Source organism: Nocardia sp. Root136, assembly GCF_001427185.1.
In the GTDB taxonomy this organism is placed as follows: domain Bacteria; phylum Actinomycetota; class Actinomycetes; order Mycobacteriales; family Mycobacteriaceae; genus Nocardia; species Nocardia salmonicida.
Map to the genome: position 1 here is coordinate 207,013 of NZ_LMFE01000001.1, position 13,006 is coordinate 220,018.

Genomic DNA, 13,006 nt, shown 5'->3' on the forward strand with positions numbered 1-13,006 from the left:
TCTCCGAGTTCGGCGGGTATTCAGTCGTTGTGCTCGCCCAAGCGGGGTGGCGGACCGTACGCGGGCTCATACCCGGCGATCCGAATCGGACTGCCCACCAGTCGATGTGGCCCCGCGTGTACCAACACTTCCGGCGTGGCCTCCAACGCCTCGGGCAGAGTCCGGACCGCAGCCGCCGGGATACCCAGCGGTCGCAGCCGCGATTCCCAGCCCACCGCGGTGTCCGCCGCGAGCGCGGTGGTGACGACGGCGAGCACCTCCTCGCGCCGACCCGCCCGCTCGGCCATGGTGGCGAATCCCGTGACCGCCGCCTCCTCGGCGAAGCGCTGCCAGAAGCCGTCATGGGTGATGAACAGCGCCAGGTACCCGTCGGCCGTCGGAAAGATCTGCGCGGGAACGTAATACGTATGCGCGCCGAACGGGCGACGCAGCGGTGCCTTGCCGTCGTTGAGATAGGCCGAGGCGTGGTAGTTCAGTTGCGAGAGCATGACATCGCGCAGCGACACCTCCACCTGGCCGCCGACACCGGACACGATCTTCGCGAGCAGGCCCAGCGCCGCGGTCAGGCCGGTGGAGTTGTCGGCCGAGGAGTAGCCGGGCAGCGTCGGCGGGCCCGCCGGGTCCCCGGTGAGCGCCGCGATGCCGGTGGCCGCCTGGATGACATAGTCGAAGGCCGGATCGTCACCGGCGTCCAAGCCGAACCCGGTGATCGCCACACAGACGATGCGCTCGTTCCACCGCCGCAACGCCGCGTAGGTCAGGCCGAGCCGGTGGATCGCCGACGGCTTCAAATTCACCAGCAGCGCATCCGCGTTCGTCACCAGCGCGCCGAGCTGGTCCTGGCCCTGCTCCGTGGTCAGGTCGATGCTGATGCTGCGCTTTCCCCGATTGAGGCTGGCGAAATAGCTGTCGCCCACCTGCCGTGAGATGTCGCCGCCCGCCGGCTCCAACTTAGTGACCTCGGCGCCGAGATCGGCGAGCATCATGGTGGCGTACGGACCGGCGAGCATGGTGCCCACCTCGAGTATCCGAATGCCCGACAGCGGCCCTTCGGTCGCGCCCGGCTCGACGCGCCCACCCGTTGACCCGACGCGCTCGCTCCGCGCCCCGATCACCGTAAGTCCTTTGCCAGGGCGGCGATCATCTCCCTGGTGCGCCGTTTGGAGGCGACCAGCTCGTCACGGGTATCACCGATCGGCAGCAGTCGCACCGACAGATCGGTGGCCCCGGCGTCGCCGTACCGGCGCAGCCCCGCGGCGATGGCGCTCTCGTCACCGGCGAGGCAGATGTCGCCGATGTCGCGAGCGTCGCCGGTTTCGAGCAGACGCTGATAGTTCGGTGAGACTTCGGCTTCGCCGAGAATGCGATTCGCCCGCGCCTTGGCCTCTTCGACTTCGGAGGGACGACACAGGCAGACCGGGAGACCCGCGACCACGCGCGGCGCGGGACGGCCCGCCTCGGCCGCCGCCTTCGTGATCCGCGGGACGACGTGGGCCCCCACCGCACGTTCGTCGGCCATCCAGAGAATGGTCCCGTCGGCCTGCTCGCCCGCGATGCGCAGCATCACCGGACCGAGCGCGGCGATCAGCACCGGCACCGGAGCCACCGGCCCGAGGTCGAGCGGATTGTGCACCGTGAAGGTCGAGTTCTCGACGTCCACCGTGCCGGGCCCGCGCAATCCCGCGTTGAGCACCTCGAGGTAGTCTGCGGTGTAGGCAGCCGGCTTGTCGTAGGGCAGCCCGAGCATGTCGGCCACGATCCAGTGGTGTGAGGGACCGATACCCAGCGCCAGCCGTCCGCCGGCCGCGGCCTGCGCCGACAGCGCCTGCCGGGCAAGGGCGATGGGGTGCTGGGCCTGTAGCGGCACCACCGCGGTACCCAACTCGATCCGGGTGGTCGCCTGTCCCATCAACGCGATGGTGATCAACGCGTCGAAGTCGGTCGGGATCTGGGGTATCCACGCGGTGTCCAGCCCGGCCGATTCGGCCCACGCGATGTCGTCGAGCATCCGCGACAATTTGCGGGCCGCATCACCCTTCTCTGGCCCGATCATCACTCCGATACGCACGAATTCCTCCGTCTTCCACTACTTTTCGCGCGACCACGATGGTCGACGCCGCTGCGACCGACCCGACCCTCAGGTCGGGGACGGGGTGTTCGTGAGCGCCCGGATCTCGGTGACAAGGGTGTCGAGCGAGGTGCCGGTCGGGAACACCGCCGACGCTCCGACTTCGAGCAGCCGCGCGACATCGGACTGCGGAATGGTGCCGCCGACGATCACGGCGATATCGCCCGCGCCGGCCGCCCGCAGCGCCTCGACGGTGCGCGTGGTCAGCGACACGTGCGCACCCGAGAGAATGCTCAGCCCCACGACGGCGACATCCTCCTGCAGCGCGATCGAAACGATGTCCTCGATGCGTTGACGGATGCCGGTGAAGACCACTTCGAACCCGGCGTCGCGCAGTGCACGGGCGACGATCTTGGCCCCGCGATCATGGCCGTCGAGGCCGGGTTTGGCGACCAGCACGCGCGCGGTCATCAGAACACCACCGGCTGCTGGAACTCGCCCCACACGCTCTTGAGCGCGGCGGTCATCTCCCCCACCGTGCAGTACGCGTTCGCGCACTCGATCAGGTAGTGCATCAGATTCTCGTTTCCTTCGGCGGCCGTGGACAAGGCGGTGAGACAGGACCGGACGGCCACGGCATCGCGTTCGGCCTTGACCCTGGCGAGCCGTTTCAGCTGCAGGTCACGGCCTTCCGCATCGAGTTCGTAGGTCGCGATCTCGGGTGCGGGCTCGTCGGAGACGAACCGGTTCACCCCGACAACCGGCTTGGTGCCCGCCTCGACGTCTTTGTGGAGTTGGTAGGCCTCATCGGCGATCAGACCCTGGAGGTAGCCGTCCTCGATCGAACGGACCATGCCGCCGTGCCGCTCGAGATCGTCCATGATCTCGATGATGCGAGCCTCGGTCGCGTCGGTGAGCGCCTCGACGAAGTAGGAACCGCCCAGCGGGTCGGCGACCCGGGTGACCCCGGTTTCGTAGGCGAGGATCTGCTGGGTGCGCAGTGCGAGCGTGGCGGACTCCTCGCTCGGCAGCGCGAAGGGCTCGTCCCAGGCCGCGGTGAACATCGACTGCACCCCGCCCAGCACCGAGGCCATCGACTCGTAGGCCACCCGGACCAGGTTGTTCTGCGCCTGCGGCGCGTACAGCGAGGCACCGCCGGCGACGCACCCGAAGCGGAACATCGACGCCTTGTCAGTGGTGGCCCCGTAGCGCTCGCGCACGATCGTGGCCCACCGTCTGCGTCCCGCACGGTATTTGGCGATCTCCTCGAAGAAGTCACCGTGGGTGTAGAAGAAGAAGGAAATCTGCGGGGCGAACTGGTCGATCGTCATCCGGCCGCGTTCGAGCACGGTGTCGCAGTAGGTGACACCGTCGGCGAGGGTGAACGCCATCTCCTGCACGGCGTTGGCGCCCGCGTCGCGAAAGTGCGCGCCCGCCACCGAGATCGCGTTGAACCTCGGCACCTCGGCAGCACAGAATTCGATGGTGTCGGCGATCAGCCGCAGCGACGGTTCCGGCGGCCAGATCCAGGTGCCGCGCGAGGCGTACTCCTTGAGAATGTCGTTCTGGATCGTGCCGGTGAGCTTTTCGCGGGGCACGCCCTTCTTCTCGGCCGCCGCCACATAGAACGCCAGCAAGATCGCGGCGGTGCCGTTGATCGTGAAGCTGGTGCTGATCTTGTCCAGCGGCATGCCGTCGAAGAGGACTTCGGCGTCGGCGAGGGTGTCCACCGCGACGCCGACTCGACCGACCTCCTCGGTCACCTCCGGATCGTCGGAGTCGTAACCACATTGGGTCGGTAGATCCAGGGCGACCGACAATCCGGTTCCGCCCTGGTCGAGGAGGTAGCGGTAGCGACGATTGGACTCTTCCGCCGTGCCGAATCCGGAGTACTGGCGAAACGTCCACAGCCGCCCCCGGTAACCGGAGGCGAAGTTGCCGCGCGTGAAGGGGTAGCCGCCCGGTGCGGGCGGTTCGGCAGCTCGGTCCGCCGGTCCGTAGACCGGCGAGAGCGGGATGCCGGACGAGGTCTGTATCGGATCGTTCATCAGTGAATACGGTACTTGCAAAAAATGAGAATGCCAATACCATCGAGGAGGAACGCTGCGTCAATCAGCGGAATCACCCAGCACTGAGGAGACCGATGTCCAGCGAGAACGCCGTACTCACCGACCGCACACTGGTCATCTCCGGCGGCTCCCGCGGGATCGGTCTTGCGATCGCGCTGGCCGCCGCGAGACAAGGCGCCAATCTGGTTCTGCTGGCCAAGACCTCGCAGCCGCACCCGCGGCTACCCGGCACCGTGCACACCGCCGTGGCCGAGGTGGAGGCCGCGGGCGGAAAGGCTGTCGCCGTAGTCGGCGATGTGCGCAACGAAGCCGACGTGCAGCGCGCCGTCGACCTGGCCGTCGAGCGATTCGGCGGCATCGATATCTGCGTGAACAACGCCAGCGCGATCGGCGTCGAACCGACCGAGAGCCTCTCGGCCAAGAAATTCGACCTGATGCAGCAGATCAATCTGCGCGGCACGTTCCTGCTGACCAAAGCTTGCCTGCCGTACCTGCGCGCTTCGGCGAACCCGCACATCCTCACCGTGTCACCGCCGGTGAATATGAACCCGTACTGGCTCGGCGCCCACCCCGCTTACACACTGTCCAAATACGGGATGACCCTGCTCTCGCTCGGCTGGGCAGCCGAGTTCGCCGACGCGGGCATCGCGGCGAATTGCCTATGGCCCCAGACCTATATCGCCACCTCGGCGGTCGCGAACATGGCCGACGGCGAAAGCCTGATCTCGTCCGCGCGCAGCCCCGAGATCATGGCCGACGCCGCGATCGAGATCCTGTCCCGGCCTGCCCGCGAGACCAGCGGGAACTGCTACATCGACGCGGAGGTACTCACCGCGTCCGGAGTCGAGGACCTGTCCGGTTACGGCGGTGGCGCTACTCCGACACTCGACCTCTTTCTCGACTGAACGGCTGGAGGAGAACCGTGCACCCGACCATTCACATCAGCGTCCGACCGATCCTCGACTACTACGGAAAGTGCCAGAGCTGCGGTTATCCCGCGGGTGCGGCGGAGATGGTGCGCAAGTCGCTCGACGGTCGCGTCGAACGCCTCGTCGTGGCGACGTGTGAGCTGCCGTGCGGGTGGTCCGGGCCCGCGACCCGCACCACCATGACCGGTGGCGCGGTCGCAGACGACACTGCCGCCTGAGCGGATCTAGCTCTCGCGCAACACGATCGCCATCGTCGGGCAAGCCGACGCCGCCGAGCGAACCTCGGATTGTGTTGCACTACCGGGGTTCTCGTCTACCACCACGGCCAGATCCTCGTCGTTCACCTCGAACACCGTCGGTGCGATACCCGCGCACAGGGCATGGCCTTCACATTTGGTCCCGTCGACCGACACCCTCATGACCGTTCTCCGTCTTCGTTGTTTCTCGGGGCCGCGCCGACCACCGCGGTCGGCGCGGCCGGGGTGACTACTTGAGCATTCCGCCCGCGTCGATCGGCAGGGGCACACCGGTGACGAAGCGAGCCTCGTCCGAGGCCAAGTACAGCACCGCGTTGCTGACATCCTCGGGCTCGATCCAGGCCACCGGCAGCACGTGGAACATCCTGGCGATCGGCTCGAGGTCGGCGGGGCCCGGGCTCTCCAGATCGGGACGGAACAGCTTGTAGGTGCCCTCGTTCATCACCATCGGCGTGTTCACATGCGTGGGGTGCACCGAGTTGACGCGAATGGAGTGCTGCGCCAATTCCACCGCGAAGGTCCGCATGAGCCCGACCACACCGTGCTTGGCAGCGACGTAATGGCCGATGTTGGGGTAGGCCTTGAGCCCACCCACCGAACTCGTCAGGATCACCGAACCGCCACGTTCACCGGCGATCATATGCGGGACAGCGGCTTTCACCGACTTCCAGACCCCGCCCAGGTTGACGTCGATCATGTCGTCCCACAGGTTCTCCTGCAGGTCGATCAGCGCGCCGCCCTCGTTGCCGATCCCGGCGTTGGCGACGATGATGTCGAGCCGCCCGAGTTCGGCGACCGCCCCGTCGACCGCAGCTTTGAGCCCGTCGTAGTCACGCACGTCCACCTCGGCGGTGACCACTCGCCTGCCCTCGCCCCGGACGAGATCGGCGGTGGTCGCCAGATCCTCCGGGGTCGACATCGCGAACGGCACGTTGTCGAGTTGTTTGCAGACATCGATGGCGATGATGTCCGCGCCTTCCTGCGCCAATCGCACCGCGTGACTGCGGCCTTGACCGCGCGCCGCTCCGGTGATGAATGCGACTTTGCCTTCGACCCGTCCGGTCATCGTTACCTACCTCTGTCGTTGTTGTCGTGGTCAGGAATGGGGAGTGAAGTTGATGTGCAGTTCGCTGAGTCCGCGGAGCAGGAACGTGGGTTCGTAGCCGTAGGTGCGCGCGCCGACCGGTCCGTGTTGATCGGCGTTGATCTCGATGTCGAGCAGGCGGTCCAGGATTCGCTCGATCGAGACCCGGCCCTCCACGCGCGCGAGCGGACCGCCCGGGCAGGTGTGCACGCCGCGGCCGAACGCGATGTGCTCGCGGAAGTTGTCGCGGTCGAGGCGGAACTCGTGCGGATCCTCGAATCGGCGCGGATCCCGATTGGCCGCGCCGGGGCAGAACATCACCAATCCGCCGGCCGGGATGTCCACCTCACCGACGGTGGTAGCGCGGCGCGCGAGCCGGAACCCGCTCTTGACCGGCGCGTCCATCCGCAGGGTTTCCTCGATGAAGTTCGGGATCAAGCTGCGATCCTCGCGCAATCGCTGCTGCACGTCAGGGTGATCGCCCATGAACCGCACCGCGGCACCCAGCACTTTGGCCGTGGTCTCCTGCCCCGCGGCGAACAAGAAGGTCGCCGACCGCGCCACGTCGAGGACCTCCGGTGTGGTGCCGTCCGGATATTTCGCCAGCGCCAACGACGTCAGCACGTCCTCGCGTGGCTCGTTTCGGCGATCCGAGATGTAGGAAACGAATTTCTCGTCCAGCCAGGCCAACGGATTGCTGGAGAGAGCTTCGTTGTCGATCGCACCGGGTCGGGCGCCCGGCTGGGGCGCGCCGAGCACGACACGGAATTGTTGGTGATCGACCTCTGGCACGCCGAGCATATCCGCGACGACCAATAGCGCGAACGGCTTGGCGTACTGGGAAAGGAATTCACAATGGCCCGCATCGGCGAATTCGTCGAGCTGCTGGTCCGCCAGCCGCCACATGAATTCTTCGTTTTCTTTCAAACGGGCCGGTGTGAGCAGACGATTCAACACCGACCGCGCGAAGGTGTGCTGCGGCGGGTCCATCGTCACCATGTGCTCATACATCGGCAACTCGGTCCGGTGCTGTTCGATCAGCTCACTGATATCGTCGCCGACCGGCGTGAACGGCAGCGGCGGGAAGGGTCCGCCGACCGCGACGGCCGAGGAGAAGATCGACGAATCCTTCAGCACCTCAGCCGATTCCTCGTATCCGGTGACGGCGTACACACCGTAGTGCGGTTCCTGGGTTACCGGGCACTTCGCCCGCAGATGATCGAAATAGGGATGTGGATCAGGAATGAGATCCGGGTCGGTGAAATAGTTCACGGTATCGAAATCGGTCACGGAGAACTCCAGACGATCGGGAAGCCGCGACAAAGGCGCGTACTTCGAGGGTAACAACCATATTCATTTTTGAGAACCCCATTCCCACCAGGCAGCACGGAATACCGCGCTATCGAGGGGGAGGGAGTTAAGGCAGGTAGACCCGGCTGGCCAGCCAGCGTCCGTCGACGAGTTCCATCGTCATCTGGACCCGGCTGTGGTCGACGCGAGGATCGGCGGCGGCGATATTGGTCACCGTCTGATCGATGAACAACAGCACTTCGACCTTGGTCTCGGATTTCGATTTCACCGCGGCGTCGAGCACGGTTCCGGTGCCGGTCGCCTTGTTCTCCAACAGCAACTGCCGAAGTTGTCCGCTCGACCGGGTGTACATGTCCTTGAACTCGCCGGTCGACCCGTCGAGCACCGCCGCGAAATCACGATCGAGGTTGTTGGAGTCCACGCTGGTCAGAGTGACGGCGTAGGCCCGCGCCGCCGCGAGCCCGGCTTCGGCGGCGGCATCGGTGTCGGACTTCTGGTCCAGTTTCCAGCCGAAGAACCCGGCCGCCAGCAGCGCCACCACGGCGGCCGACACCGTGACGGGCACGGCGATCCGACGGGCGATCCCCACCAGCCGGTGCCGGGTCGTCGGCCCGGTCTGCTCGGGCTCATCGGCTACCGGCGTCTCGCCCGGATCCGTCGACGACTTCGCTGCCTTCGGCTCGAGAATCTCTGTGTCGGTGTCAGTGTCGGTCTTGGTCTTGGTGTCTGTGTCGTTCATAGCGCTTCCTTGCGTGGTGGTGTGCGGTGCGAGTCACTGAGCCCGGTCACCGCGGTACCGGTGTCGGCAGCTCCGGTCCCGCGAAGGTGAGCGGGATGGACCATGGACCGAGTGGAGTCGGGATCGCCTGGGTGTCGGCCGCCTGCCCCGGCGGCGGTGCTCCGGGGATACGTGCGCCCGGTGGGCGTGGCGCGTTGCGCGCGCCACGGACGAGAACGGACGGATCCTCGTTCGGGCAGTAGGTGTAGAGGTACGGCTCGGGAAAGTCGGGCCGCGACGGCGAATGCCGCGGCAGGTTGTAGTCACAGGAATAGCGGGGGTAGAGGTTGACCAGCCCCCAGAGGCCCCCGTCGTGGAACGCCGCGGTGAGGTTGCCCAGCGTCGATCCGGGGCGTTCTGTCGGGAAGAAGAACTCCTGCAGCGCGGGCACTCTCGAGTTGGCCATGTCCGCCACCGTGCCGAGGTTGCCGAGCAGGTCGACCACACCGCGCGAGTTCTGCGCCATCACCGCGTCCAGCGCGCCCAGCGTTCCCGGGGCCGCGCCGAGCAGATCGACGAATCCCCCGGTCTTCGCCTCGACGCCCGCCATCAATTCCGACGCGTCGCCGGCGAATTCACCGAGCCCCGGTGCGGCATCGGCGGCGGTGGCGAGCACCGTCCGGCTGTCTCGCAAGAGGCTCACCGTCTGGGGCAGCACCGAATCCAACGTAGAGACGAGGAAGATTCCGCCGTCGATGATGTCGGCGAGCTTGCGCGGACCTTGCTCGCTCACCCCGAGTTCCTCGACGATCACCGCCAGCCGCGCCGGATCCACCTGTGCGAGCGTGGTATCCAGCTGGGCGAGGGTCTGCCACAGCGGTACCGGCGTCGAGGTCCGCTCGACCTCGATCTCGGTGCCGTCGGTCAGGTAAGGACCATCGTCCCTCGCCGGTCGGAAGTCGAGATACTGCTCACCGGCCAACGACAGACTCGCGACCCGAACCGCACCGTCGGCGGGCACCAGCGCATCCGCGTCGATCGCCGCGGTGGCCACCAACCCGGTGGAGGTCAGTTCGATCGAGGCGACCTCGCCGATCGGTACCCCGCGCAAGGTGACGTTCTGCCCGGCCAGCAGCCCACCGGACTGCGCGAGGTGTACCCGAACGGTCATCGTGGCCGCCGTCGGATCGACACCGAGCGCACCGAACATCAGATACGCGATGCCGACGACCAGAGTCACCAGCAGCGCACCGCTCGACAGCGGCGAGCGATACCTGCTGCCGAACCTGGCCGACGCGACGACTACGCGAGCGGGCACGCCGAGCACCTGTCGAGTGCGCTCCGGGATGTTCATCGCCCCGCTCCCGTCACGCGCTGCTGCAGTTTGAGCAAGGTGTAGGTCAGAGTGCCGACGAGTGCCTGCCAGTCACTCGCGTCCGGTACCCGGCTGCCCGGATCACCGGGGTGCGCCGGGTCGGGCAGCGCACCGATCGTCACGTCCTGCAGATCGGCGTTCACGTGCGCGGACGTGCCGTTGGTGACCTTGATGATCGGCCCGAGGATCGAATTCATCGCCGCCAGACTGGCATTGGGATCGGTCGACGCCGCATTGAGCCCCGCCGAGAGCCGGTTGATATCGGCAACCATGCCGACTGCGGCGGTCCCGTCGATGGCGGGGAACTTCGCCAGTTCCCTACTGATCTGATCGACCTGCCGGATCAGCCCCAACGCCTGCTGGGAACTGTCGGTCATGATCGTGAGCGCCGGACCCGCGACATCGACCAACTCGCCGAGCGGGCGACGCTGAGCCTGCAATTGCCGGGTGAGCTCGTCGACCTCGACGAGTGCCGTGCGGATATCGGCTGATCGCGCGGCGAGGGCCTGCACCACCCTCGTCGATCTGTCCAGCAGCGCGGCGAGATTCGCGCCGCGGTCGCCGACAGCCTGACCGAGGCCGTTGACGATGTTGGTCAAATTCCGGATTACACCACCGTTGACCAGCAGCGACGCCGTCGTCAGCAGCTCCTCGATGGTGGCCGCGGCCTGGGTGGACGACAGTGCGATGGTGTCGCCGTCCTGGAGAAGCGGCCCCCCGGGCGCGGCGGCGTCCGGTGGGGTGAGCGCGACGAAGACATCGCCGAGCGGTGTCGCGGTGCGCAATTCGGCCCTGGTACCCACCGGCAGGATCACCCCGTGCTGGATGCGCATCGTGACCACCGCGGTGTAGTCGCGCGCCGACATCCGCTCGACCTGGCCGACGTCGGCGCCGAGCACCCGTACCTTCGCCTGCTCGGGCAGGTTCAGCGCATTGGCGAAACCGGCGTGAATCGTATAGCTGGCGCCACCGACGCCGGGAGCGGGCAAGGGCAGATCACCCAGGCCCACCGAGCAGCCGGGCACGGTCGCCAGCACCGCACCGGCGAGCAACAGAGTCCACGCGGACGACCATCGTTGTCTCATCGCGGCAACCTCGACATCGCCTCGAGCATGTCGGTGATACCGAAGTCCGGCCCGAAGTCCTGCAATGTTCCTGTGCTGCAACCGAGTTGGCGCAGCCCGAGAACGTTGCACACCTCCTTCACCAACTGGCCGTCGAAGAACACCTTGTCCAGCAGAGCGTGCACCCGGACACCGCGGTAGTCGACATCGATGGCGTTGTAGGCGTTGTTCAGCAACAGCGGCGTCACGTCGATGAACTCGGCGACCTCCTCGCGGTAGTCCGCGAGCGCGCGAGTCACCGTCGTCGCGTTGTTCACGGTGGAACTCAGGCTTTCGCTGTTCTGAGTGAGCAGGTCGTCGGTCTGCTGCATGATCTGCACGATCTGTGCGCCGGTGTCACCCGCGCCGATCCCGAGCTCGGCCAGCACCGCACTCAATTGACCTGTGGCACTGCCGAATTCCCGGATCACTTGATCGTTGTCGGCCGCGGCGCGAACCAGGATCGCCAGATGCTCGACGATGTCGGTGATCGCCGCCTGGGTCCGGGCTCCCTCGTCGTCGCCGAGTCGTAGTGCGCCGGAGAGTTCGTTCATGGTGGCCCGCAGCTCCGGACCGCTGCCCGAGGCGATCTGCGCGGACACATCGAGCAGCCGCGCGATCGGACCGGTATCGGGACTCGCGCCCGCCAACTGCGCGGCCATCCCGTCCGCGGCGCCGAGCAAGCGGTCGAAATCGATGGGGGTTCGCGTGCGGTCGAGGCCGAGCTGCGCGTGATCGGCCAGGGTGGCGCCGCCGCGATAGGCCGGTGTGAACTCGACGTGGCGATCGGTCAGTACCGAGGTCGAGACGGTGACCGCGGTCGCGTCCGCCGGGATGAGCACCTCGCCCTCGACACGCATAGTGACCTCGACGTGCGAACCGCGCGGGGTGATCGCGGTGACCTCACCGACGGGCATCCCGAGGACGGCGACGGCATTACCGACGTAGAGTCCGGCGCCGTTGTCGAATCGGGCCGTCACGGTGATGGCCCGATTCGTATCGTCCGGGCTGCCCGCGCAACCGGCGAGCGCGCCGAGTGCAAGTACCAGCACGATCCTGACCAGCGTGACAAGTCTTCTCATTTGCAGTCCTGGAAGTAGGGTGCCAGCGCGACCTGGTCGGCTCGACCGCTCAGCGCGCACATCCAGGAGTCGATCAGCGGCCCGGCCGGCGCGGTGAAGTCGACCTCGTTGGCAGTGCCAGAGGCGTTCGCGAAATTGCGGATGGGGACAGGCAGGATCTGCAGGATGTTGCGCAGCAGATCGTCGTGGCGGGCGAGGCTGCCGAGCAATCCGTCGAAACCGCGCAGCAGTTCGTCGATCTTCGGCCGGTCCTCGACGACCAAGACCCTGACCTGATCCGCCAGCCGCCGCGTGGAATCCATCAGGGTCTGTAGCGCACCGCGGCGGGCGAGGATCTCGGTGACCAGGTCGCGGCCCTTGGTCACGATGGCCGAAAGGTCGCCCTGTTGGGCGTTGACCACGGTGGTCAGCTGTTGCACGCCCGTCAGAAGCGCGCCGAGCTCGTTGCGGCGGCTGCCGAGCAGCGCGGCGAGCGAGCGCAGATTGCCCAGTAGTCCGGGCAATACTGTCGGCACGCCGTCGAGCTGGTCGGCCAGTGCGTCGAGCGAGGTAGCGATGCGACCGGCGTCGATCTGTTCGAACGTCGCGGTGGCGTTGTCGAGTGCTTGTTGCAGATCGTAGGGAACGGCGGTGTGGGTCAACCCGATCCGGTGATCGGCGATCTCGCCCTCGCCCGCCGGAGTCAGTTCGACGTAGCGGGCTCCGAGCAGGGTGGTCAGTTTGATGGCGGCGCGGGTGTCGGCGCCGAGCGCGGCGGATCGGTCGACGCTCAGGGTGACCAGCACCCGGTCACCGGCCAGCCGCTGACCCGAGACCGTGCCGACCGAGACGCCGGCGACGGTGACCCCGTCGCCGACGCGCAGACCCGCGGCTTGCGCGAACTCGACGTCGTAGCGCTGCTGCCCGACGCCGAGGGAATTGAATCCCACCGCCCCGGCGACGACGGCGAGCAACAGTCCGAGCGCGATCAGCCCCAGCATGCTCTTCGACGGATGTTTCGATGTCATTGC

Annotated in this window: 14 protein-coding genes; 2 read left to right on the forward strand and 12 right to left on the reverse strand. The window is 66.9% G+C overall.

The genetic code is table 11. The features are described 5' to 3' along the window. Positions 1–20: 20 nt before the first annotated feature. The 4 genes from ASD42_RS00995 to ASD42_RS01010 form a co-directional block, all read right to left on the reverse strand. Complete coding sequence (locus tag ASD42_RS00995) at positions 21–1,043, reverse strand: CaiB/BaiF CoA transferase family protein (RefSeq protein ID WP_255284399.1); 1,023 nt, start codon at positions 1,041–1,043, stop codon at positions 21–23. A gap of 68 nt (positions 1,044–1,111) precedes the next feature. Then, positions 1,112–2,068 carry an LLM class F420-dependent oxidoreductase gene (locus tag ASD42_RS01000; RefSeq protein WP_056809228.1) on the reverse strand — a complete coding sequence of 319 codons (957 nt, stop codon included), beginning with the start codon at positions 2,066–2,068 and terminating at the stop codon, positions 1,112–1,114. Positions 2,069–2,137: 69 nt separating this feature from the next. Continuing rightward, positions 2,138–2,539 (reverse strand): cobalamin B12-binding domain-containing protein, encoded by a 402-nt coding sequence (locus ASD42_RS01005; protein WP_056809230.1) that lies wholly within the window; start codon positions 2,537–2,539, stop codon positions 2,138–2,140. Then, positions 2,539–4,116, reverse strand: coding sequence for a methylmalonyl-CoA mutase family protein (locus ASD42_RS01010; protein WP_056809232.1), 1,578 nt, complete (start codon positions 4,114–4,116; stop codon positions 2,539–2,541). Before ASD42_RS01010 ends, ASD42_RS01005 begins: the two co-directional genes overlap by 1 nt. A gap of 95 nt (positions 4,117–4,211) precedes the next feature. Between ASD42_RS01010 and ASD42_RS01015 the strand changes: the two genes are divergently transcribed. Both ASD42_RS01015 and ASD42_RS01020 read left to right on the forward strand, forming a co-directional pair. Continuing rightward, positions 4,212–5,042, forward strand: a complete 831-nt coding sequence (locus tag ASD42_RS01015) for an SDR family oxidoreductase (protein ID WP_056809234.1) — start codon at positions 4,212–4,214, stop codon at positions 5,040–5,042. A gap of 17 nt (positions 5,043–5,059) precedes the next feature. Further along, on the forward strand, positions 5,060–5,284 hold the full coding sequence (locus tag ASD42_RS01020; RefSeq protein ID WP_056809236.1) for a hypothetical protein: 225 nt from the start codon (positions 5,060–5,062) through the stop codon (positions 5,282–5,284). Positions 5,285–5,290: 6 nt separating this feature from the next. Here ASD42_RS01020 and ASD42_RS01025 read toward each other — a convergent pair whose 3' ends face one another. The 8 genes from ASD42_RS01025 to ASD42_RS01060 all read right to left on the reverse strand — a co-directional run bounded on the left by ASD42_RS01025 (position 5,291) and on the right by ASD42_RS01060 (position 13,003). Further along, the gene (locus tag ASD42_RS01025) at positions 5,291–5,485 is read right to left on the reverse strand and encodes a ferredoxin (protein WP_056809238.1); all 195 of its coding nucleotides are present in this window, start codon (positions 5,483–5,485) and stop codon (positions 5,291–5,293) included. Positions 5,486–5,552: 67 nt separating this feature from the next. Further along, positions 5,553–6,389, reverse strand: coding sequence for a mycofactocin-coupled SDR family oxidoreductase (locus ASD42_RS01030; RefSeq protein ID WP_056809239.1), 837 nt, complete (start codon positions 6,387–6,389; stop codon positions 5,553–5,555). A 30-nt stretch (positions 6,390–6,419) separates the two neighbouring features. Beyond that, positions 6,420–7,697, reverse strand: coding sequence for a cytochrome P450 (locus ASD42_RS01035; RefSeq protein WP_056815089.1), 1,278 nt, complete (start codon positions 7,695–7,697; stop codon positions 6,420–6,422). A 127-nt stretch (positions 7,698–7,824) separates the two neighbouring features. After that, positions 7,825–8,457 (reverse strand): hypothetical protein, encoded by a 633-nt coding sequence (locus ASD42_RS01040; RefSeq protein WP_056809241.1) that lies wholly within the window; start codon positions 8,455–8,457, stop codon positions 7,825–7,827. Between the two features lie 46 nt (positions 8,458–8,503). Next, on the reverse strand, positions 8,504–9,790 hold the full coding sequence (locus ASD42_RS01045; RefSeq protein ID WP_056809243.1) for an MlaD family protein: 1,287 nt from the start codon (positions 9,788–9,790) through the stop codon (positions 8,504–8,506). Beyond that, on the reverse strand, positions 9,787–10,896 hold the full coding sequence (locus ASD42_RS01050) for an MlaD family protein (RefSeq protein ID WP_056809245.1): 1,110 nt from the start codon (positions 10,894–10,896) through the stop codon (positions 9,787–9,789). Before ASD42_RS01050 ends, ASD42_RS01045 begins: the two co-directional genes overlap by 4 nt. Beyond that, complete coding sequence (locus tag ASD42_RS01055) at positions 10,893–11,996, reverse strand: MCE family protein (protein WP_056809247.1); 1,104 nt, start codon at positions 11,994–11,996, stop codon at positions 10,893–10,895. Before ASD42_RS01055 ends, ASD42_RS01050 begins: the two co-directional genes overlap by 4 nt. Further along, positions 11,993–13,003, reverse strand: a complete 1,011-nt coding sequence (locus tag ASD42_RS01060) for an MCE family protein (protein ID WP_056809249.1) — start codon at positions 13,001–13,003, stop codon at positions 11,993–11,995. The genes ASD42_RS01055 and ASD42_RS01060 overlap by 4 nt, the downstream gene beginning before the upstream one ends. Between the last annotated feature and the right edge of the window lie 3 nt (positions 13,004–13,006).